At 53.0% G+C, this 22,091-nt stretch carries 22 protein-coding genes, 1 tRNA gene and 1 riboswitch; of the genes, 11 read left to right on the top strand and 12 right to left on the bottom strand.

Going from position 1 to position 22,091, the window contains the following annotated elements:
- Positions 1-91 precede the first annotated feature (91 nt).
- The 4 genes from smpB to QZ279_RS00200 all read left to right on the top strand — a co-directional run bounded on the left by smpB (position 92) and on the right by QZ279_RS00200 (position 3,133).
- The gene (gene smpB, locus QZ279_RS00185) at positions 92-568 is read left to right on the top strand and encodes an SsrA-binding protein SmpB (protein WP_293446757.1); all 477 of its coding nucleotides are present in this window, start codon (positions 92-94) and stop codon (positions 566-568) included.
- Positions 569-701: 133 nt separating this feature from the next.
- On the top strand, positions 702-974 hold the full coding sequence (locus tag QZ279_RS00190) for a hypothetical protein (RefSeq protein WP_293446758.1): 273 nt from the start codon (positions 702-704) through the stop codon (positions 972-974).
- 117 nt (positions 975-1,091) lie between these two features.
- Entirely contained in the window at positions 1,092-1,949 is an 858-nt protein-coding gene (gene sseA, locus QZ279_RS00195; protein ID WP_293446759.1) for a 3-mercaptopyruvate sulfurtransferase, read from the top strand.
- On the top strand, positions 1,949-3,133 hold the full coding sequence (locus QZ279_RS00200) for an amino acid aminotransferase (RefSeq protein WP_293446760.1): 1,185 nt from the start codon (positions 1,949-1,951) through the stop codon (positions 3,131-3,133). The genes sseA and QZ279_RS00200 overlap by 1 nt, the downstream gene beginning before the upstream one ends.
- A gap of 82 nt (positions 3,134-3,215) precedes the next feature.
- Here QZ279_RS00200 and QZ279_RS00205 read toward each other — a convergent pair whose 3' ends face one another.
- From QZ279_RS00205 to QZ279_RS00215, 3 genes are all read right to left on the bottom strand, one after another.
- Positions 3,216-3,947 carry a metallophosphoesterase gene (locus QZ279_RS00205; RefSeq protein ID WP_293446761.1) on the bottom strand — a complete coding sequence of 244 codons (732 nt, stop codon included), beginning with the start codon at positions 3,945-3,947 and terminating at the stop codon, positions 3,216-3,218.
- Between the two features lie 65 nt (positions 3,948-4,012).
- On the bottom strand, positions 4,013-5,608 hold the full coding sequence (serA, locus tag QZ279_RS00210; protein WP_293446762.1) for a phosphoglycerate dehydrogenase: 1,596 nt from the start codon (positions 5,606-5,608) through the stop codon (positions 4,013-4,015).
- A 61-nt stretch (positions 5,609-5,669) separates the two neighbouring features.
- Positions 5,670-6,809: a phosphoserine transaminase gene (locus tag QZ279_RS00215; protein WP_293446763.1), complete on the bottom strand. Its 1,140-nt coding sequence runs from the start codon at positions 6,807-6,809 to the stop codon at positions 5,670-5,672.
- Positions 6,810-6,963: 154 nt separating this feature from the next.
- On the opposite strand from QZ279_RS00215, the gene serB reads away from it, so the two are divergent.
- Positions 6,964-7,845: a phosphoserine phosphatase SerB gene (serB, locus tag QZ279_RS00220; protein ID WP_293446764.1), complete on the top strand. Its 882-nt coding sequence runs from the start codon at positions 6,964-6,966 to the stop codon at positions 7,843-7,845.
- On the opposite strand, the gene QZ279_RS00225 is transcribed toward serB, so the two are convergent.
- The gene (locus tag QZ279_RS00225; protein WP_293446766.1) at positions 7,842-8,324 is read right to left on the bottom strand and encodes a hypothetical protein; all 483 of its coding nucleotides are present in this window, start codon (positions 8,322-8,324) and stop codon (positions 7,842-7,844) included. The genes serB and QZ279_RS00225 overlap by 4 nt on opposite strands.
- 154 nt (positions 8,325-8,478) lie before the next feature.
- Entirely contained in the window at positions 8,479-9,579 is a 1,101-nt protein-coding gene (aroC, locus tag QZ279_RS00230; RefSeq protein ID WP_293446767.1) for a chorismate synthase, read from the bottom strand.
- 91 nt (positions 9,580-9,670) lie between these two features.
- Positions 9,671-9,771: riboswitch (TPP riboswitch) on the top strand.
- A 44-nt stretch (positions 9,772-9,815) separates the two neighbouring features.
- Here aroC and thiB point away from each other — a divergent pair.
- From thiB to QZ279_RS00245, 3 genes are read left to right on the top strand one after another with little or no spacing between them, the layout of a single operon-like run.
- Complete coding sequence (gene thiB / locus QZ279_RS00235) at positions 9,816-10,793, top strand: thiamine ABC transporter substrate binding subunit (RefSeq protein ID WP_293446768.1); 978 nt, start codon at positions 9,816-9,818, stop codon at positions 10,791-10,793.
- Positions 10,769-12,328 (top strand): thiamine/thiamine pyrophosphate ABC transporter permease ThiP, encoded by a 1,560-nt coding sequence (locus QZ279_RS00240; RefSeq protein ID WP_293446770.1) that lies wholly within the window; start codon positions 10,769-10,771, stop codon positions 12,326-12,328. Before thiB ends, QZ279_RS00240 begins: the two co-directional genes overlap by 25 nt.
- Positions 12,321-13,016, top strand: a complete 696-nt coding sequence (locus tag QZ279_RS00245) for an ATP-binding cassette domain-containing protein (RefSeq protein WP_293446771.1) — start codon at positions 12,321-12,323, stop codon at positions 13,014-13,016. The genes QZ279_RS00240 and QZ279_RS00245 overlap by 8 nt, the downstream gene beginning before the upstream one ends.
- A 60-nt stretch (positions 13,017-13,076) precedes the next feature.
- Here the strand turns inward: QZ279_RS00245 and QZ279_RS00250 are convergent, their stop codons facing one another.
- The 3 genes from QZ279_RS00250 to petA are packed head-to-tail and all read right to left on the bottom strand — an operon-like array spanning position 13,077 to position 15,820.
- Positions 13,077-13,874, bottom strand: coding sequence for a cytochrome c1 (locus tag QZ279_RS00250; protein ID WP_293446773.1), 798 nt, complete (start codon positions 13,872-13,874; stop codon positions 13,077-13,079).
- 16 nt (positions 13,875-13,890) lie between these two features.
- Positions 13,891-15,216, bottom strand: a complete 1,326-nt coding sequence (gene petB, locus QZ279_RS00255) for a cytochrome b (protein WP_293446775.1) — start codon at positions 15,214-15,216, stop codon at positions 13,891-13,893.
- A gap of 13 nt (positions 15,217-15,229) precedes the next feature.
- Positions 15,230-15,820, bottom strand: a complete 591-nt coding sequence (gene petA / locus QZ279_RS00260) for a ubiquinol-cytochrome c reductase iron-sulfur subunit (protein ID WP_293446776.1) — start codon at positions 15,818-15,820, stop codon at positions 15,230-15,232.
- A 250-nt stretch (positions 15,821-16,070) separates the two neighbouring features.
- Here petA and QZ279_RS00265 point away from each other — a divergent pair, with 250 nt between their 5' ends.
- Positions 16,071-16,730, top strand: a complete 660-nt coding sequence (locus QZ279_RS00265; RefSeq protein WP_293446777.1) for an outer membrane beta-barrel protein — start codon at positions 16,071-16,073, stop codon at positions 16,728-16,730.
- A gap of 7 nt (positions 16,731-16,737) precedes the next feature.
- On the opposite strand, the gene QZ279_RS00270 is transcribed toward QZ279_RS00265, so the two are convergent.
- From QZ279_RS00270 to dapF, 4 genes are all read right to left on the bottom strand, one after another.
- A complete protein-coding gene (locus QZ279_RS00270; protein ID WP_293446778.1) occupies positions 16,738-17,349 on the bottom strand; it encodes a glutathione S-transferase in 612 nt (203 codons plus the stop codon).
- A gap of 31 nt (positions 17,350-17,380) precedes the next feature.
- Complete coding sequence (locus QZ279_RS00275) at positions 17,381-18,010, bottom strand: FMN-binding negative transcriptional regulator (protein ID WP_293446779.1); 630 nt, start codon at positions 18,008-18,010, stop codon at positions 17,381-17,383.
- A gap of 81 nt (positions 18,011-18,091) precedes the next feature.
- On the bottom strand, positions 18,092-19,345 hold the full coding sequence (gene mtaB, locus QZ279_RS00280; RefSeq protein WP_293446780.1) for a tRNA (N(6)-L-threonylcarbamoyladenosine(37)-C(2))-methylthiotransferase MtaB: 1,254 nt from the start codon (positions 19,343-19,345) through the stop codon (positions 18,092-18,094).
- Positions 19,342-20,175 (bottom strand): diaminopimelate epimerase, encoded by an 834-nt coding sequence (gene dapF, locus QZ279_RS00285; RefSeq protein WP_293446781.1) that lies wholly within the window; start codon positions 20,173-20,175, stop codon positions 19,342-19,344. Before dapF ends, mtaB begins: the two co-directional genes overlap by 4 nt.
- Positions 20,176-20,281: 106 nt before the next feature.
- Here dapF and QZ279_RS00290 point away from each other — a divergent pair.
- Together QZ279_RS00290 and QZ279_RS00295 are read left to right on the top strand one after the other, a co-directional pair.
- Positions 20,282-20,357: transfer RNA gene (locus tag QZ279_RS00290), tRNA-Lys, on the top strand.
- Positions 20,358-21,340: 983 nt separating this feature from the next.
- A partial coding sequence (locus QZ279_RS00295; protein WP_293446782.1) for a serine hydrolase occupies positions 21,341-22,091 on the top strand: 751 nt, incomplete at its 3' end.

Below are 22,091 nucleotides of genomic sequence, written 5' to 3' on the forward strand. Positions count from 1 at the left end.
CAAGTCCAGCGGCTTTTCTCAAATGGCCTTGGAGTGGCGCGCGATAGGGCTTATGTAGGGCACTCAAGATTGATGAAAGACGCGGGATAGCATGGCCAAGCCAGACGACACTCCAAACTACAAGGTGATCGCCGAGAACCGGCGCGCGCGCTATGATTACGCCATTGATGATGACATCGAATGCGGGATGATCCTTGAAGGATCCGAAGTGAAATCGCTGCGTGTGAATTCGTCCAACATTGCGGAAAGTTATGCGGAAGTGAAAGAAGGCGAGTTGTGGTTGGTGAACAGCTACATTGCGCCTTATCAAGCGGCCAAAACCTGGGGCCATGAAGAACGTCGTCGTCGTAAGATGCTTGCGTCCAAGAAAGAGCTGGCGCGCATGTGGTCTGATACCCAGCGCAAAGGTATGACGCTGGTCCCGCTGGTCATGTACTTTAACCATCGTGGCATGGTGAAGATCAAACTGGGTATCGCCAAAGGTAAGCAAAATCATGACAAACGTGCAAGCGATGCCAAGCGTGATTGGGGTCGCCAAAAGCAGCGTTTGTTGCGCCACGCCGAGTAAAGCCGCGCTAAATGACGAATTTTCCTTTGCTTTCCCCATGACGTGCTATGCAGGTAGTTGTACCTAGCAAAGCGAACAGGAAACGGGTCGAGATTGCGCTGCTTAAAATAAAGACCCGACGGGAAGGAATATTATGGAACTTTTGATTGGTCTTATTTCGGGCGCAGTAGGTGGAAACGTTGCTGGCGGCGTGATGAAAAACCTTAACCAAGGTACACTCATCAACTCAATCTCCGGCATTGTTGGCGGTGGCTTGGGCGGTACAGTTCTGGGCATGCTCGGTATGGGCGGTGCTGCAGGCGGTTTGGATATCGCATCGATCCTGACACAGGTTGTTGGTGGTGGTGTTGGCGGCGGCGCAGTTCTTGCGGTTGTTGGTGTTGTTAAGAACATGATGGCGAAGTAATTCGCTTCAGTAATTGGTGATTTGTTGCATGTGGGCATCGCAGTTTTGCGGTGCCCACTCTTGCGTCTGCGGGTCCTCGGCAGTAAGCAAGAAAGTATCAAAAAGAGGGCATTCCACATGGCATCCGACGATCCAGCGACATTGGTTTCCACTGATTGGCTAGCCGCGCACATGCGCGATCCCGATTTGCGTATTCTAGACGCGTCTTGGTATATGCCTGCTGAGGGCCGCGATGCAAAGGCGGAATACAGCGCTGGTCATATCCCCGGCGCACGTTTCTTTGACATTGATGAAATCAGCGATGCGCGATCGTCGCTGTCCCATATGGCGCCAAGTCCTGAGAAATTCATGTCTCGCATGCGCGCAATGGGTGTGGGCGACGGGCATCAGGTTGTTGTCTATGATGGGTCTGGTATTTTTTCTGCACCGCGCGTGTGGTGGTTGTTCCGCCTTATGGGTCAAATGAATGTCGCTGTTTTGGACGGTGGTATGGCGAAATGGGTTGCAGAGGGTCGCGACGTTGAAGATTTGCCCCCCGTTATTCGCGACCGTCACATGATGGTGCGTTTCCAAAACCAGATGGTGAAAGACGCGACGCAAGTTGCGGCTGCGGCCAAACTTGGACGCCCGCAGATCGTTGACGCACGTTCGCCTGCGCGTTTTGCGGGAACTGAACCTGAACCGCGTGAAGGTATGCGCGCTGGGCACATCCCAAATTCGCGCAACGTGTTTTACAAAGATTTGTTGAATGCAGATAATACGATGAAAGACCTGGCTGCGCTGAAAGCGGCGTTTGAAGCTGGCGGTGTTGATCTGTCTAAGCCTGTGATCAACTCGTGTGGCTCTGGTATCACAGCCTGCATCCTGTCCCTTGCGCTAGAGCGGATCGGCAAGACAGATCATTCTGTCTACGACGGCTCTTGGAGCGAATGGGGCGCAGCCCCGACTATGCCTATCGAAACTGGAGAAGCCTGATGTTTGCCAACCTCACAGCACAACCCGCTGACAAGATCCTAGCGCTTGCAAAAGCCTGCCGTGAAGATGAACGCCCGACAAAAATTGATCTGGGTGTAGGTGTTTATAAGAATGCTGAAGGCGTTACGCCTGTCATGCGCGCTGTTAAGAAGGCGGAACAGCAGCTTTGGGGCTTGGAGACAACAAAGTCTTATGTTGGTCTAGCGGGTGATCCCGCGTTTGCGGATGTCATGTTTGATCTTATTCTTAGCGACGCAGTTGATCGTGGCAACGTTGCAGTCGCAGCGACTCCCGGTGGCACTGGAGCTGTGCGGCAGGCGTTTGAATTGGTGAAAATGGCCAACCCAGACGCACGTGTTTTTGTGTCTAATCCGACTTGGCCAAACCACACGTCGATCCTGAACTACCTTGGGATGGAGCACGTGCCGTACCGCTATTTCGACAGTGACACACGTGGCGTCGATTTTGATGGCTTGATGGCTGACCTGAAGACCGTGAAGGCGGGCGACATCGTTCTGTTGCACGGCTGCTGCCACAATCCGACGGGTGCGAACCTGAACCTGACGCAATGGCAGATCGTTGTTGATATTTTGAATGAGGTCGGCGCGATCCCGATGATCGACATCGCCTATCAAGGTTTCGGGGATGGTTTGGAAGAGGACGCCTTGGCGACACGGCTTGTCGCGTCGTCTGTTCCAGAATGTTTGATCGCAGCGAGTTGTTCGAAGAATTTCGGTATATATCGTGAGCGGACAGGCTTGTTGATGGCGGTATCCGCGGATGCGTCCCAGCAAGGTTTGAACCAAGATACATTGGCGTTTTTGAACCGTCAGAATTTCTCTTTCCCGCCAGATCACGGTGCGCGTTTGGTAACGATGGTTCTAAGCGATGCAGAGCTACGCATGGATTGGAAAGCAGAACTGGAAGAAGTGCGCCTTGGTATGCTTGGCCTACGTGAGCAGCTTGCAAGTGAATTGCAGCGCTTAAGCGGGTCGGATCGCTTTGGTTTTCTAGCACAGCATCGTGGCATGTTTTCGCGGCTTGGTACAACACCTGATATGGTTGAAAAGCTGCGGGCGGATCATGGGATTTATATGGTTGGGGACAGCCGTATGAACATTGCTGGCTTGAACGCGCAGTCTGTTCCGATTTTGGCGAAGGCGATTGTCGACATCGGGGTCTAAGGTATTCGGCTCGCTATGGGCGAGCCGACAGGCTGGGGGATTAATCCCCCAGATCCCCTAGGATATTTTGAAAAGGTGAAGGTTAGGCGGGGCGCAGAGGTTGGCGGCCCGTTTTGGTGAGGACGTTTACTGTTTTGCCATCAAACACGGCTGCTGTGAGTGGTTTGCCGTATCCTGCGCCCGTGTCGAGGTTCACATGATTACCTGCATGAAAGGGTGCTTTGACGGGAGTGTGACCGTGGATGATGAGCGCACCATGATCGCGTGGATCGTTTGAGAATTCATCCCTGATCCAAACGAGGTCGGCTTCGGTTTGATCCATCAATCGCACGCCGGGACGCACACCTGCATGGCAAAAGAAAAGCGGGCCGTGCGTGACGGATATTTCACAGTCTTGCAGGAAACGTTGATGGCTTTTGGGAACGGCCACTAAGACGTCTTCGTGAACGTTGAAGAGGCGACGTGTTTCATTCGCTTCAACGCTGTAGGATGCCAGTGTTGTTGTGCCGCCGAGGCGTTCGTGAAGCCAGTGGTATCCAACAAGTAGGTATGGATCGTGTCGGGGCACAGGTTCCATGAACCATTCGAACATGCGGTCGTGGTTACCCTTGAGAAAGCGCCACGGTTTGCCAGCCGCTTTGCCTTGGATCAGACGTTCTATGACGGCTTTGCTGTCTGCACCGCGATCCACGTAATCGCCCAGAAAGACAATCGAAGCGTCGGGTCCGCCGTCCGTTTCGATCAGCGAAAGCGCGTCTTCGAGCATTTCGATTTGGCCGTGAATATCGCTAATGGCGTAAATGGGGTGTGTCATATCCGTAGGGTTAAACTACAAAGGCCGCCCTGAGAAGAGCGGCCTTTGCGTTGATGTGATTGTAATTATGCAATGTCGAAGGACAGGGGTTTGACTTGTTGAAAGAGGCCTGTTGCTTCTAAGGCTTTTAGCACAACAGCAGGCACAGGGGCGTCAACGTACAAAAGTGCGATTGCTTCGCCTTTTGCAGCGGATCGGCCAAGGGTAAAGTTCGCGATATTGACGTTGTTTTCGCCCATCGTTTGACCCAAGGCACCGATGATGCCCGGTACGTCTTCGTTGGTCGTATACACCATGTGCTCACCAACTTCGGCGTCGATATTGATGCCTTTGATCTGAATGAAGCGTGGTTTGCCGTCAGAAAAGACTGTGCCCGCGATGGAACGTTCTTGCGTATCCGTTACAACCGTTACTTTGATGTAGCCGTCAAACGCGCCTGACTTGTCTTGGTTGGTTGTGCTGATCTTGATGCCACGCTCAGCGGCGATCACAGGGGCGGACACCATGTTCACATCTGGGTTCACGCGCTTCATAATTCCCGCGATAGAAGCACAGTTCAGCGCAGCAAGGTTCATCTGCGCAACACTACCATCATAGAGGATGTTGATTGCTTTGATCGGCTCATCCTTCATCTGACCGATGAACGACCCAAGGTGGCCAGCAAGGCTAACCCACGGACCCATGATCTTGGCTTCTTCTGCGGTTACAGATGGCATGTTCAACGCGTTTTCAACGGCCCCTGTCAGCAGGTAGTTCGACATCTGCTCTGCGACTTGCAGCGCTACGTTCTCCTGTGCTTCAGTCGTTGCAGCACCAAGGTGTGGGGTGCAAACGACGTTGGGCAGGTTGAAGAGCGCGTTCTCTTTCGCGGGCTCTTGTGCGAAAACGTCAAAAGCAGCGCCAGCGACATGACCGGATTTGAGCAGATCGGCAAGCGCCTCTTCATCGACCAAACCACCACGTGCACAGTTGATAATGCGAACACCCTTTTTGGTTTTCGCAAGGTTTTCGCGGCTTAGAATATTGGCGGTAGCATCCGTGAACGGCACGTGAAGTGTAATGAAATCAGCGCGCTTAAGCAGTTCGTCGAGTTCGACTTTTTCGACGCCCATCTTGTCGGCCTTTTCTTCGCCAAGGAAGGGATCATAGGCGACGACCTTCATCTTCAGGCCGCGCGCACGGTCGCACACGATGCCACCAATGTTGCCTGCGCCGATGACGCCGAGGGTCTTGTTGGTCAGCTCAACACCCATGAATTTCGACTTTTCCCATTTGCCCGCATGCGTAGATGTGCTGGCCTCTGGAATTTGACGCGCAACGGCGAACATCATCGCGATGGCGTGCTCTGCGGTCGTGATCATGTTGCCAAAGGGCGTGTTCATGACGATCACACCTTTCTTAGAGGCTGCGACCTTGTCGATGTTATCGGTGCCAATACCTGCGCGGGCGATGACCTTGAGGTTGGTCGCAGCGTTCAGGATCTTCTCTGTGACTTTGGTGGCAGAGCGGATCGCAAGACCGTCATAGTCGCCAATTATGGCTGCAAGCTTATCTTTGTCTTTACCGAGGTCGGGTTGGAAATCGACATCAATGCCTGCGTCGCGGAAAATTTGAACGGCTGTTTCGCTGAGTTTATCAGAAACGAGTACTTTGGGAGCCATGATGATGGTCCTTTTATCTAAATGGGGGGCGGTGCGTGGGATATCACGCACCTTACATGTTTTACGCTGTGATCTCGGTCTCGAACGCATAAGCGAGCCATGGGAGCATCGATGCAATGTCCGATGTTTCGACCGTACCACCGCACCAAATGCGAAGACCCGCTGGGGCATCTCGATACCCACCGATGTCTAGTGCGACATCCTCGGCTTCCATGCGCTTGGCGACTGCTTTGGCAAAGGTCGCGCCGTTCGTGATGCGTGGGTCCGTGAACTTGAGGCAGACAGATGTGTTCGAGCGTGTCGCGGGATCAACAGCTAGGAAATCGATCCAATCATTCTGCTCAACAAACTCCGTAATCGCAGCCGTGTTCGCATCTGCGCGACCGATAAGACCCTTGAGACCACCCACAGAACGCGCCCAGTCGAGGGCCTGTAAATAGTCTTCGACAGCCAGCATGGAAGGTGTGTTAATTGTTTCACCCTTGAAAATGCCGTCGATCAGTTTTCCACCTTTTGTAAGGCGGAAAATCTTGGGCAGGGGCCATGCGGGTGTATACGTTTCAAGACGCTCGACCGCGCGTGGGCTGAGGATGATCATGCCATGCGCTGCTTCTCCGCCGAGAACTTTCTGCCAAGAGAAGGTTGTCACATCGAGTTTGTCCCAAGGCAGGTCCATCGCGAAAGCGGCAGAAGTCGCATCGCATAATGTTAGGCCAGCGCGGTCTGCTGCAATCGCATCGCCGTTGGCGAGCCGCACACCAGACGTCGTACCGTTCCATGTGAAACAAACGTCGTTGTCAAAATTCACGGTACCGAAATCAACGATCTCGCCGTACTCGGCGGTCTTCACTGTCGCATCCAGCTTTAGCTGCTTGATCGCGTCTGTGACCCAGCCGGCGCCAAAGCTTTCCCATGCGAGCATTTCAACATGACGCTCGCCCAGAAGGTTCCACATCGCCATTTCGTAAGCGCCTGTGTCGGATGCGGGAACGATGCCGATCTTATAATCGTCAGGAATCCCCAAAATATCAAGGGTTTCTTCGATCGCGGCTTTCAGCTTGGTCTTGCCAACAGCAGCGCGATGCGAACGGCCAAGCGCGGCGTCACTTAGATTTTCGAGTTTAAAAACGGGGGGTTTGGCGCATGGGCCAGAAGAAAAGCGCGGATTCATCGGCCGCGTGGCCGGTTTGGTCATAACCATTGCTGGTATCCTCACAGATATATGCCCTTCGTTGGGGAAGGGTGTCCCGCTGACGCTCATATTGGGGCGAGCGGGGTAGTACAATAGTCAAAACGTCGCTATAGCGCCGCATAATATCTCAAATGCGGCATATTTTACGTCAGGTAGGTTCGATATGACTTTCATTGCGACTTTAATCGGAGCGCCCGGCGCGCAGTCCGCAAGCGCGGCGTTGACCGAGTCCTTGCGCAATGCGTGGGGTGGTGGTGATGCAATTTGGCTTGCGCCAGATGAGGCGGTAGAGTTTGCTTTGATGGCCAAGCCTAGCAATGTTTGGGACGTGTGGGCGGACCTGCAAAAGCTGGGCGTGGACCTTGTTGTTCAACCACTAGATGGGCGTCGCAAGAAGATGCTGCTGGCTGATATGGACAGTACGATGATCCAACAGGAATGCATTGATGAGCTGGCGGATGAGGCGGGCGTTGGGTCGCGCGTTGCAGCGATTACAGCGGCAGCGATGAATGGTGAATTGGATTTTGACGGCGCTTTGCGCGAACGCGTGGGCTTGTTGAAAGGCCTGCCAGAAAGTGTGATTTCGCAGGTTCTTGAGATGCGAATTACCTTGATGCCGGGTGGACCAGCATTGTTAACAACGATGAAGGCAAATGGGGCCTATGCGGTCTTGGTGTCTGGTGGATTCACAGCGTTCACATCTGCGATTGCCGCTATCCTTGGGTTTGATGAGAACCGCGCAAACACATTGCTTGCTGAGGGCGGAGCGCTGACAGGTGAAGTCGGTATGCCGATCTTGGGCAAGCAAGCGAAAGTAGATGCGTTGGAGGAGATCACAGCGCGTCTGGGAATTTCTGAGACGGATGTTTTGGCGGTTGGCGACGGGGCCAATGATCTGGGCATGTTGCTGCGCGCGGGAACGGGTGTTGCACTACATGCGAAACCGTCGGTTGCCGCACAATGTGATGTCAGGATCAATCACGGGGATCTGACCGCATTACTTTATCTTCAGGGATACGCGCAGCACGATTTTGTCTTACCTTAGCGGGTCGCGATAAGTCCGCCAGCGTAGACGTCCTCGCTGTTATTGCCGTGAAAAGCACCGATTGCTTTTTCGTCGCCGGCCCGTCCAAGAAAAGCGCCTGACGTGTCAAAGCGCAGCCCTGTTAGGCGTGACGTGCCGGTCATATCACCACCGCTGAACGTTCCATTAAATGTCAGTTGCCAATCAGCTGAACTGCTTGGTGGGCTTGTGCGTCCTGCAAATGTACCCTCGGCAAGGTCAACACGTACGACAATGGGGGCAGTGAATGGAACGCTTTGGGCAAAGCTAGATTGCGGTGTTAGTCGATCAATAATCCGCATTGAGGCCGTCCCAGCAAACTTCGCTTCTCCATTGAATGTCGGCGCGTCAATTCGTGCGGGATTGTGCAAGCCAGCCAAGCCAGTGTAGTTGCCACGCGCATCAACGCCGATACGATAGGCATATCCAACGTCATCATCATCAGCGACACCAATCGACAAAGGTTGGCGCAAATCGCCTGATAAAATCTCGCCACCTGAGCGAATTCGGAACGCGCAAAATCAGGTGAACTACCGAGCCCGCCGGTATCGTCAGAAACACACCCGCTCAGACCTGAAACAAGAATAAGCGCGATGCAGCTTGCTGACTTTCTCACTATCCGATTGTGCCTTGGTTTTCGCCGATCTGACCGCGATGCAAAAGTAGGTGATCTAGGATCACGCAGGCCATCATCGCTTCACCGACGGGAACGGCGCGGATACCAACGCAAGGGTCGTGGCGTCCTTTGGTGATGATCTCTGTATTTTCGCCCGACTTGGTGATGGTCTTGCGTGTTGTTAGGATCGAACTGGTGGGTTTGACCGCGAAACGGATGACGATGTCTTGGCCAGTGCTGATACCGCCAAGAATGCCGCCAGAATGGTTAGAAGAGTAACGCGGACCGTCGTTGCCCATCGTGATCTCGTCCGCATTTAACTCACCAGTCAGCATCGCTGCCGACATGCCTTCGCCGATTTCGACGCCTTTGACGGCGTTGATGCTCATCATTGCGGCGGCCAGATCAGTGTCGAGCTTACCGTAGACGGGCGCGCCTAGACCTGCGGGAACGCCGCGGGCTGTGACTTCGATGATCGCACCAACAGAGCTGCCAGATTTACGCAGGCCATCAAGGTAGTCCGCCCATGTTTCAGCGGCTTTGGCATCGGGCGTCCAAAAGGGGTTCTGTTCGATCTGGCCCCAATCGAAGTTATCGCGATCAATTTCATGCGCGCCCATGCGGGTCATGTAGCCAGTGATTTCAATTCCAGGCGCAAGTTTCGCCAATGCCGCGCGCGCCAAACCACCTGCTGCAACCCGTGACGCTGTCTCACGTGCGGAAGACCGACCGCCACCGCGATAGTCGCGGTTACCGTATTTCTGATAGTATGTGATGTCTGCATGACCGGGGCGGAATTTTTCGATGATGTCGCCATAGTCTTTTGAACGTTGATCTGTGTTTTCTATCATCAGCTGAACGGGCGTACCCGTGGTCTTTCCCTCAAACGTGCCAGAGAGGATTTTCACTTCGTCTGCCTCACGCCGCTGGGTCGTGTATTTGCTGGTGCCTGGTTTACGCTTGTCGAGCCACTGCTGGATCGTAGCCTCGTCGATGTCCACGTTCGGGGGGCAGCCATCCACTGTCGCGCCCAAAGCAGGCCCGTGGCTTTCGCCCCAAGTGGTGACGCGGAAGATGTGACCGAATGTGTTCAAGCTCATAAGATTGGCTCCTTTGGATGCGTTCCTAGCGGGGGCGGGGTCAGCGCTCAAGGGGATTTCGCTGGACGGCACGCAGGTGTTGCACTATCCCAAACATACCTCGGGGGGCCAACTGGCTGAGATATGCACTCTGCATGACCCGTAGAACCTGAACCGGTTAGGACCGGCGGAGGGAAGGTCTGGAAACACTATATCCAACCCTATCCAACCGTCCGCCTACATTTATGGAGGATGCTATGAAGTATCTTGGATGTATTGCGGGTGTTTTTGCGGCCTCTATGGCAGCAGCTGAAACGCCTGAATTGATAGTGTATACGTACGACAGTTTTGTTTCCGATTGGGGTCCTGGCCCTGCGGTTGAAAAGGCGTTCGAGGCTGAGTGTGCCTGTGACCTGAAATTCGTCGGGGCTGGTGACGGTGCTTCGCTTTTGGCGCGGATCAAGCTGGAAGGTGCGCGCACGGATGCGGACGTTGTACTCGGTTTGGATACGAACCTAACAGCTGCTGCTGCTGCGACAGAATTGTTTGCGCCCCATACGGTTAGCGCAGAGTATAGCCTGCCGATCACTTGGGATGATGCGACGTTTGTGCCCTACGATTGGGGTTACTTTGCTTTCGTTCACAAGGCGGGCTTGGACGCGCCTATAAATTTTAAAGCGCTGGGTGAAAGCGATCTGAAGATCGTCATTCAAGACCCGCGTTCATCAACGCCCGGTCTGGGGTTATTGATGTGGGTTAAGGCAGCTTACGGTGATGACGCGCCTATGCTCTGGGAAAGCCTGTCAGACAATATCGTGACTGTGACCAAAGGCTGGTCAGAAGCATATGGTTTGTTCTTAGAGGGTGAAGCAGACATGGCGCTGTCCTACACAACGTCGCCAGCCTATCATTTGATCGCTGAGGAAGATGCTGGCTTTGCGGCGGCATCGTTCGAGGAAGGTCACTATTTGCAGATCGAAGTTGCTGGCAAATTGGCGACGTCAGACCAACCCGAGCTGGTCGACAAATTCCTCGCATTCATGGTGTCAGATGCGTTTCAAACGATCATCCCAACGACGAACTGGATGTATCCTGCTGTAACACCTGCAAGTGGTCTGCCTGAAGGGTTCGAAACACTCGTGACACCTGCGAAATCCTTGATGGTGCCTGCGGCAGACGCGACCGCGATCCGTGATGCAGCATTGGCCGAATGGCTTACCGCGCTCAGCAACTAAATTTCCCGATCCCTTCGGGGTTTGGGCTTGGGGCAGCAGCGTTGGTTGCTGCCCTGATCCTTGGGACTTTGGGCGTCGTGGCATGGAATGCGCCCGACGCTGGACGTCTGGGACTAAGCGATTGGGTCGCCGTGCGGTTTACGGTTTCCCAGGCTTTTATCTCAGCCGCGCTGAGTGTCGCGTTTGCTGTCCCAGTCGCGCGCGCATTAAGCAGAAGAAATTTCTTCGGTCGTGGGGTGTTAATCACGCTTCTTGGTGCACCCTTTTTATTGCCTGTGATTGTGGCTGTTATGGGCCTGCTTGCGGTGTTCGGTCGCTCTGGTTGGGTCTCGCAAGCATTAGAATTGATCGGCCTGCCGCCCATTCCCATTTATGGATTTCACGGCGTGGTCATCGCGCATGTTTTCTTCAACCTGCCGCTCGCTACACGCATCATTTTGCAAGGCTGGGCCGGTATCCCAGCGGAGCGTTTCCGCCTTGCGGCGCAGCTTGGATTCACCTCGCGTGACATGGTGCGCCACTTGGAATGGCCCATATTGAAACGTACTGCACCAGGTGCGTTTGCAATCATTTTTGCGATTTGTTTGAGTAGCTTTGCGGTCGCGTTAACCCTAGGAGGCGGACCGCGTGCGACGACGGTCGAGCTTGCGATCTATCAAGCGTTTCGATTTGATTTTGATCTAGGAAAAGCGGCACGTCTTGCGACCTTGCAGCTGGCCATGGCGGGTTCGGCAGCGTTCTTGGCGTTTTGGGCAAGCAAAGGGCAGGGTGGCTTTGGCAAAGGGTTGGATCGCGCAACACAACGCTGGGACGGGGCGACGCGCGTTGCACGAATGTCTGACGTTGCATTTATCTTGATAGCGTCGCTATTTTTGCTCGTTCCGCTTTGTGCTGTTGGCGCGCGAGGGTTAGCAGCGTTGCCAGATCTACCGATTTCCGTTTGGATATCTGCTTGGCTTTCCATAAAAGTTGCTGCACTTTCAGCAACCCTTGCGTTCCTTTTTAGCATATCAATTGCGTTGACAGCAGTCAGGTTCGCGTGGGTTGAAAGCGTTGGTTTACTTGCGATCGCTGCGTCCCCATTAGTCATTGGAACGGGCCTGTTCATCGTCATTTTCCCATTCGCATCGCCGCAAGATTGGGCGATGGTTGTGACGGCATGCGTGAATGTGGTTATGGCGTTGCCCTTCGCACTGCGTGTTTTGATCCCAGCAGTGCAGGATGTTTGCGAGGGGTATGGACGGCTATCGCTTAGCCTAGGTTTTTCGCGCTGGGCCATGTTACGGTTGGTGATCCTACCCCGGGTGCGCGGACCTTTGGGTTTTGCAATTGGGCTAGCGGCCGCTTTGTCGATGGGGGATTTGGGTGTTGTGGCCTTGTTTGCGGGAACGTCTGAGGCAACCTTGCCCCTTCAGATTTACCGTTTAATGGGGGCGTATCGAATGGATGCGGCGGCGGGGGCGGCCCTGTTGTTGGCTGTTCTTTCGTTTGGAATTTTCTGGATTTGCGATTCATGGGGGCGGCGGGATGCTTGAATTGAAAGATGTCGAATTACGACAGGGCAGTTTTCAAATGGCGGCTGATATGGCGCTAGACGGAGATACGAAGGTTGCGGTAATCGGCCCCTCTGGCGCTGGAAAATCGACCCTGCTTATGGCGTTGGCAGGATTTTTGCACCCTGCGCAGGGCGCGATTGTTTGGAGCGGTGTCGATATTACGAAAGCTGCTCCGAAAGATCGGCCATTCTCAGTCCTGTTTCAGGATAACAATCTCTTTCCTCACATGAGCATTATGCAAAACGTTGGTTTAGGAATTCGACCATCTTTGCGCCTATCTGCAGCGGAAACTACGCGTATTCATGGCGCGTTGGAGGCAGTTGGTCTTACTGGAATGGGCGCGCGCAAACCTGCTGAGCTATCAGGCGGTCAGCAAAGTCGTGCTGCCCTTGCGCGCGTTTTGGTTCAACGAAAATCCATGCTTTTACTTGACGAACCTTTCGCGGCGCTTGGACCTGCTTTGAAAGTGGAGATGCTGGATTTGGTCGCGAAACTGTGTGCTGAAACAGGTGCTGGAGTCTTAATGGTCAGCCACGATCCTAACGATGCCGAACGCCTTTGCAATCAAGCAATCTTGGTGGCTGGGGGTCGCGCACATGCGCCTGTCACCACAATGCAATTGCTAAATAACCCACCAGCGGCATTGCGGTCCTATCTAGGAAAATAAAAAAGCCCCCGTCAGATTGAACTGACGAGGGCTTTTCTTTTCTAACTTAGGCAAGAAGGATTAATCCTCTTTACGCGCCTTTGCTTTGATGGGTGCCCAAAGCTTTTTGTTCGTGAGGTAGAGCAGAACAGAAAGGATCGACAAGAAGAAGACGGAAACGAAACCGGCTTGCTTGCGTGCCATCATCTTTGGTTCAGCGGTCCACATAAGGAACGCAGAGACGTCTTCTGAAATGTGGTGCAAGTCATTGCTATGACCATCTGCAAAATCCACATCCTCGCCGTAAAGCGGCGGTGCCATTGAAATCCAACCGCCTGGGAAGGCTTTGTTTTCGTAAAGCGTGACGCCTGCTTCTTCTTTTTCTTCACCAGTGTAGCCAGTCAAAAGCGACGCAATGTACTCTGGGCCGCCCATACCTTTGAGGAACTGGTTGATACCAGTGCCGTAAGGACCGTGGAAGCCTGCGCGCGCCTTTGCCATCATGGACAGGTCAGGAGCGTTAGCGCCGTTGTTCTCAGGGAAGTTGTCAACGGGCGTTGCGGGACGCGTGTCTTCAAGCGCTTCGTCGTACACTTCAAAGTTCTCGGCCGCATACGCGCGAACCTGATCTTCTGGCAGGTGTGGGCCGCCCGCATCCGCGAGTGTACGGATGGGAACATATTTTAGCCCGTGGCACGCCGAACATACTTCGGTGTAGACTTGAAGGCCGCGTTGCAGCTGGTTCTGGTCAAATTTACCAAATGGACCCTCGAAGGAGAAATCGAAATCTTCGATGTGCGTGTCATAGCTGCCCGCCGCAAATGCGCCGGAGGTCAGTGTCAGGGCAGCAATTGCTGCGATGCTGAGTTTCTTAAACATAATCCTCAGTCCTTTCTTATTCAGCCGGTTTCGTGTCGGACTTGCCATAGTGAGCGGCGAAGTCTTCTTCGATTGTGGCAGGCTGTGGCAGCGGTTTTTCGATGATACCCAAAAGCGGTAGGATCACCAAGAAGTAAGCGAACCAGTACGCGGACCCGATCAGCGAAAGCGTCGCGTAGGGTTCTTCCGCAGGCATTGCACCCAGCCACATCAAGAAGATGAAGTCTGCAACCAAGATTGCGAACCACCACTTGAACATGGGACGGTAACGGCCCGAACGTACAGACGACGTATCTAGCCAAGGTGCCAGCGCCATCACAAGGATCGCACCGAACATCGCCAGAACACCGAAGAACTTGGCGTCGATGATGCCACCGGTGACAAAGCTTGCAATTTGGACAACCCACACTTCTGACGTGAAGGCACGCAAGATCGCGTAGAATGGCAAGTAGTACCACTCTGGAACGATGTGCGTTGGTGTCACAAGCGCGTTTGCTTCGATGTAGTTATCTGGGTGACCAAGGTAGTTCGGCATAAAGCCAACAACCGCAAAGAAGACGACCATAATGACGCCAAGCGCAAACAGGTCTTTCATCACGAAATATGGCCAGAATGGAAGCGTGTCTTTCTTGGCATCCGCTTTGGATGTGCGACGAACTTCAACGCCCGTTGGGTTGTTGTTACCTGTCGTGTGGAATGCCCAGATGTGGACAATAACCAAACCAGTAATAACGAATGGCAGCAAATAGTGCAGCGAGAAGAAGCGTGTCAAAGTCGCGTTATCAACCGCAGGACCGCCAAGCAGCCATGTTTGCAGGCCTTCACCAATGAACGGGATCGCACCGAACAGACCCGTGATAACAGTCGCACCCCAGAAGGACATTTGACCCCAAGGCAAAACGTAACCAAGGAAACCAGTCGCCATCATCAAAAGATAGATGAGCATGCCGATGATCCACGTGACTTCGCGTGGCGCCTTGTAAGAGCCGTAATAAAGACCGCGGAAAATGTGAGCGTAGACTGCGATAAAGAACAGTGAAGCGCCGTTCATGTGCAGATAACGGATCATGTGACCGCCATTCACGTTACGCATGATGTGTTCGATCGACGCGAAGGCCATATCTACATGCGGCGTGTAGTGCATAACAAGAACGACACCTGTGATGATCTGCAAAGCAAGACAGAACGTCAAAACGATGCCCCAGATCCACATCCAGTTCAGGTTCTTTGGTGTCGGCATCATGATCGTGTCATAGAGCAAGCCAACGATAGGCAGGCGTGAGTGCAGCCACTTCTCGCCGTTTGACTTCGGCTCGTAATGGTCGTGAGGAATTCCAGACATTGGTATCTCTCCGTTAACCGAGTTGAATTGTTGAAGCGTCGACAAATTCCGCGGGCGGAATTGGCAGGTTCGTTGGGGCTGGGCCTTTGCGAATCCGACCGGACGTATCGTAATGCGAACCGTGGCATGGGCAGAACCAACCGTGGTAATCGCCAGCGCCATCACCGAGCGGCACACAGCCAAGGTGCGTACAAACACCCATCATGACTAACCATTCGCCGTCCAGTTCGCCTTCTGGCGGAACAAGGAAACGATTGACGTCAGAGCCGTCACCGCCATCTTTCAGATTGGCGTTTCGTGCATCGTTGTCGATAAGAACTGTGAGATCGACAGCATTCGCTTCTTCGATCTCTTTCTCAGTACGGCGACGGATGAAAACTGGCTTACCTAGCCATTTTACCGTCAACTGAGTGCCTGGCTCGATACCAGATGTATCAACCCGGATCGACGAAAGTGCTTTCACGTCTGCCGATGGGTTCATCTGATTTACGAGGGGCCAAATCGCTGCACCTGCTGTTACTGCGCCAGCACCTGCTGTCGAGTAGTAGAGGAAATCCCTCCGAGTGCCTTCGTGAGTGCCTTCGTGGTCGTCTGCTTGGGACACGAGGTTTTCTCCATATCTGGGCCGCCACCAAAATTGGGCAGCAAATACGCGTCAGGCCGCAGGACTCCCTACAGCCGGTTCAAAGATGGTTTTAGCGCCACGAAACGCCTCCGTCCAGCAAGCAAAGCGCTGGAATGAAATTAGTGCCGATGTGTCGCGGTTGAGAAGACATTTTATGTGTCCTATAAGCTTGTTTACGAATCGTTTGTTACCAATTCGATAAATTACACACCGCTGGAGTGGAATTTCTGTGCATCGTCTTCTTACATTGTTAGCGAGCCTTTCATTCGCCTTTTCGGCGCAAACAGGTGCGGCAGAGCTTGAACTTAGCTTTTATGGTGGGACGCAATCGTCGCCACACAGCCGCGTTTCGGGTACGTATCCCGGCACCGGCACAAATTATAACGCACTGATTGGATGGGAGGGCAAAAGCCTTGCACCGCCTCCATACTACGGTGCGCGCGCAACGTGGTGGAAGCGTCCTGACTTGGGGTTTGGTATCGAATTGACCCATGCCAAAGTTTACGCGCCGGTCGCGGAGCGAAATGCCATTGGCTTCAATCGTCTAGAATTCACAGATGGTCACAATATTCTAACGTTTAACGTGACCAAGCGCTGGAATGATCGGTTTGGACCGCTGACGCCTTATGCAGGTGTGGGTGTTGGTTTTGCGATGCCTCATGTTGATGTGACATCTGCCAACGGGCATCGCGCTTTTGGATACCAAATTACTGGGCCTGCCGCGCGTTTGACGGCAGGCATGAAGTACGACCTGACGGATCGTTGGGCTTTGTTTGGAGAATACCAATTTACGTATTCCTCAAACAAAGCCAAGTTACCCGCTGGCGGCACTTTGAATACCGGTATCATCACAAACGCGATTAATTTCGGTATCAGCTACAGCTTTTGATCAGGTTTTAACCCTCCGGTGGGCGCGTGTCTTTCATGGACGTGCGCTCACTGAACGTTTCATACCACGTCGCCAAACCATCATGACCTGAGCGCCAATTGCGGTGACCGTGGCGGAAATTAACATATCCGAGCGCGCAAGCCACAGCGACTTGCCCCATGTCCAAGGGTCCAGCCAAATGGCTCATCCAGCGAGTATTGAGCGCGGAGCAGGCTTGTGTAACCTTGTTCCACTGAGCATCTACAAACGCCTCCATGCGCAATTCTTCGGGGCGTAAACGGCCCTCATAGGTCATAAGCAGGGCTGCATCCATGATACCGTCGCCTGTGGCCTCTAGCGTCAGAGTTTCCCAACGACGTGGACCGCTAGGGTAAAGTTTCCCACCCGCACGATCATCCAAAAAAGCGCAGATTACACGACTGTCATACAACGTTGCGCCGTCTGGACGCTCCAGCGCGGGGATCTTGCCGATCGGATTCTTTTGAACCGTCTCAAGGTTAGGCGCGAGCGGAGAGCCGGATCCTTCAACCAATTCAACAGCGTCCAATTGGGCTGTCTCTTGCAGCAAAACCATGATTTTGCGCACGTAGGGCGATGCGGGGCTATAGGCGAGTTTCATTGGCGTTAACCTTCCTGATGTTTCTGTAAGGCTAAGATGTCGCGGGCGGTTTGGCCATCCATTTGCCTAAGGTTTCAGTCTGGACACCGAGGCCATGTTCGAGAACTTGAGTTGTGGCGTTGGTGCGCACTTGCTCAGGCTTGTTCTGGCCCAGCTTCCACGTGCTTTGCATGTCTTCAATGTGTAGGCGCACAGGAACGATCATGCGCATCATCTTTTCCATGATCTCAGGCGTCATTTTGTCGGTTGTCCAAGGTGGCTTGGGCAAAAGCTGATTCTCGAAATGCGCGGACTGGCGATCTAACAAAGCGTGCAACGTATGCATTGGCTGCAATTCTAGCGAACCAATGAAATGCACAGCGACGTAGTTCCATGTTGGCACCTGATCTTCGATTTCATACCAATCGGGCGAGATATAGCTATCAGGCCCAGTGACTGCGAGGCGTGCACCAAGCGTTTCGGATTTCAAAGCGCGCGTAATTGGGTTGGACCGCACAAGATGCAAATCGGCGTGGCTGGCGTCTTCGTTCAACAAGAATGGGATGTGCGTAAAAAAGGGTGCCGGGTCCGCATTGGTGGCCAAAACACCAAAACTGCGTTCACGCGCCAGCGATAGGCTTTGCGCAGCATTCGTATCGCGAAAAATTGGATTTGGGTGCATGGTCTTGCCTCAAGTTATTGAGGGAAGAGAAGGCTGTTGCACCAAATTTTGCAATGCTTTTCACAAAAAGAATTATACCCGTTATGCGGTCAATTGTGTGCCACGTTGCCCTGTGATCGGCGTCGTCACGATCTGACCCTCAGCCTGATCCATATCAAAGCTGACTTCGGTAAATTGCTCTGTCCGACCCATGCGCGCATTCTCCATCAATACGTGATGTATCTTGCCCATTTGTGCGGCCAGATGTGCGCTGACTTTGCTTTCACCTGCTGCGCGCAATTTGGCAGCACGTGCTTTGATGATCTTGCCATTCACTGCGGGCATCCGCGCGGCTGGTGTTCCGTTTCTGGGCGAATATGGGAAGACGTGCAGCCATGTGAGATCGCAGTCCTCAACCAACTTAAGCGAGTTTTCAAACATCGCATCCGTCTCTGTTGGAAAGCCTGCGATGATGTCAGCGCCGTATGTCATATCAGGACGCAAGCGCTTGGCCTCCTCACAGAACGCAATCGCGTCATAACGCAAATGACGCCGCTTCATACGTTTGAGGATCATATCATCGCCTGCTTGCAGGCTAAGGTGCAGGTGCGGCATTAAACGTGGCTCTGTCGCAATGGCTTGCATCAAGTTCTCATCAACCTCGATGGAATCAATCGAGCTGATCCGCAGACGTGGCAAATCGGGCACCAATTTCAGGATGCGCATTACCAAGTCACCCAGCTTTGGTTCCGCAGGCAAATCCGCACCCCAAGAGGTCAGATCGACTCCTGTTAGCACGACTTCGTTATACCCTTTGCCAACAAGGCGTTTGATTTGCTCCACAACAACCCCTGCAGGAACCGAACGCGAATTGCCGCGACCAAAGGGAATGATGCAAAACGTGCAACGATGATCGCATCCGTTCTGGACCTGCACATACGCGCGGCTGCGTGTTCCAAACCCGTCGATCAAATGACCAGCGGTTTCCGTGACTGACATGATGTCATCAACCTGCACCGCTTCGGTTTCACCGATGAAATCCGCAGCCAAACCTTGCCACGTGCTGCCTTGCATCTTTTCGGTATTGCCAATGACCGCGTCGACTTCGTCCATTGCTGTGAACGTCTCAGGCTCTGTCTGCGCGGCGCATCCCGTCACGATCAAACGTGCGTCTGGGTTTTCACGGCGCAGCTTGCGAATTTCCTGACGTGCCTTGCGCACCGCCTCTGCGGTCACAGCGCACGTGTTTACAATCACCGCGTTCTGTAGACCGGCTTCGGCAGACAACTCTTTCATCGCTTCGGTCTCGTATGCGTTCAAGCGACAACCGAGCGTGGTGAACATTGGCGCGTTCATGCCTGGCTCTTAAGGAATTGTTCGGTTAATACACCGCTGAATGTATGCATCGTGGCACCCGTCATCCATACGCCGTCTTCGCGCCAATCAATTTCCAGCGTGCCGCCGTCCAAATCAATACGCACTTTGCGCCCCGTCAAACCCTTGCGCGCAGCAGCAACAGCCGTTGCACAGGACGAAGACCCAGAGGCCAGCGTAATCCCCACACCCCGTTCCCAAACGCGCATGCGTATGTGATCGGCGCCGATGATTTGCGCGACCTGCACATTGGTTTTTTCAGGATAAAGGGGATGCAGTTCGTAACGTGGGCCAAACTGCTCTAATGGAATTGCTTCGGCGTCCTCTACGAAAAAGGTGCAATGTGGATTGCCCATGCCTGTCGCGGTTGGTGTGCCTTCAATAGGCAATTCCAGCGTATCCATGTCTTCAAGCAGCGGAATGTCCTGCCAGTCCAATTGTGGATGACCCATGTTGATTGAAGTGAGTCCATTGCCAGCATCGCGCGCTAGCAAAATGCCACGCTCGGTCGTCAGCGAGAGCGCTTTTTGCCCCGTTTCATCCATAAGATAACGCGCAATACAGCGCGTCGCGTTTCCGCATGCGCCTGCCGTCGATCCGTCTGCGTTGTAAAACATCAGGTGCGCGTCGCTTGTGCCGCTTTCGATAACTGCTAGCTGATCGAATCCCACACCGCGATGCCGATCCGCGAGCGCAATAGCCAACGCAGGCGTCACTGTCGCCCCGCCTGCGCGTGCGTCGAGCACAACAAAGTCGTTGCCCAGCCCGTGCATCTTCATGAACGGTATGGATTTCTCAGCTACATTCATCATATTGGGGCATATAGAGGTGCGCACGAAATGAATCCAGACATTGTGCGCATTTACATGATTTTCGGGGTTGACCCGATGCGCTTCACTTTCTAAATACCCGCCTAGTGGGCCGTTAGCTCAGTTGGTAGAGCAACTGACTTTTAATCAGTAGGTCGATGGTTCGAACCCATCACGGCTCACCATTAAATCAAGGGCTTAGCATTTTTAGTGCTGAGCTTTTTGTTTTGGGGCTACGCGGGGGCTTCATTTCTCTGCTTAAACTGATGTCAAATCATATAGCCCGCTATTAAATTTTTTGTGCGTTGTTTGTTTGACCGCTGTGTGTGAATCTAAAGTCACATAAAGCTGTAGAGGTGAGCCACAAATGAAGTCTGCACTTGAAAATGCAGAGGTCTGGGGTGGCGTAAATAGCTCAGCCGAGAAGGGATAGTCGTTAAGTCCCACGAGTAGGCTCTACCTAGCGGTAACCTACAAAGCAGCGGGAGTTGGCAATGATGCGACCGATTTCTTGCGTTAAGATAGCGGCGTTATAAAGGGGAGACCGTTCAACCGCCCCCCACCATCTTGGTGACGCTTTCATTGCCTGGGTTTCCCGATGGGCTCGCTCGACAGGGAAAGACAGCACTTGGCTCGGAGGCTAAGTGCTGTCCAAAATTCAGTAGGCTAGGCTGGATTTCCCTCAAGGCTTCTCTCTAGAGAAAGATAGATAGGTAGCGATTCTAAAGTCACGAAGCAGGTAACTGGTGAAGTCAGGTGAGACAGCAAGGATATCAGAGGCATATTCCTCTACAAAAGCTAATTGCTATAAAGCTACGATGGTTATGACTACTAATCCCAAATAAAGAAGCGTCAGTTAAGACAACACCATAGCCCTAGAAAACTAACTAGCCGCTGCCAGTACTGCAGTGGGGGGGGCAAAAATATGAGTGCATATACGTGCTAGTGGTGGCGCGCTCACATTTTTTGCTCAAGAGGTCCGCTACAAATTTCACTACATGTTATCTGGTCGACTGATTAGCACTTGCATTTGCTAATTGTATGAATACCCAAAATCCACTGGTAATCTCTTACTGCACTGTGTGAAGTTACCATCCGTTCGCCGCAGCAAAATGATCGCTAGTTAATTTTTTGCATCAATGCAGCCCAAGGAGGCATCAATATAAGAATGGCTAACCTTTACGTGACACTAATATTTTTATTTTTTAGCTCAGTGAGTGGCGCGGTCGCTGCCCCCTACGCTGCAATCGTTATAGATGCGAATAACAACGCAGTCCTCCATGAGCAAAATTCTGATATGCGCCTGCATCCTGCCGGATTAACCAAGCTTATCACACTCTATGCGGCGTTTGATGCGATCCGACTCAATGAATTTTCTCTAGATGATATGGTTACAATCTCTAAAAAGAGTGCGGCTGAACCAGCTGTCAAACTTGGTCTACGCGCTGGTTTGGAAATTAAGGTGCGGTACTTGATAAGAGCTGTCGGGGTGAAGGGCGCGAACGATGCAGCCACAGCACTAGCAGAAGGAATTTCAGGCTCGGAGGCTGAATTTGTAGACGAGTTAAATCGTACTTCAAAGCGCTTGGGCCTTACAGGGAGCGCTTGGAGCAACGCACATGGCTTGACTGAGCAAGGACATTTTTCGACGGCTCGAGATATCTCGACTCTAATGCTCAGTCATAAAAGAGAATTTCCAGATTTCTTTACTTTATTTGGCAGATTATCCACAGATGCAGGCATGAAGACTGCGTCGAGTAGTTCAAAGCGAATACTTACTTCAATAGAAGGAGTTGAAGCTTCGCGGTATGGCTATACACGGGCTGCAGGCTTTTGCGCTGCAGTCTATGTGATGCGCGGTAGTCGAAGCATCGTCGTCGTAGTACACGGGGCAAATTCAACAAAAGATTTAGTGGATC

It is taken from the genome of Planktotalea sp., from assembly GCF_018607965.1.
GTDB lineage: Bacteria > Pseudomonadota > Alphaproteobacteria > Rhodobacterales > Rhodobacteraceae > Planktotalea.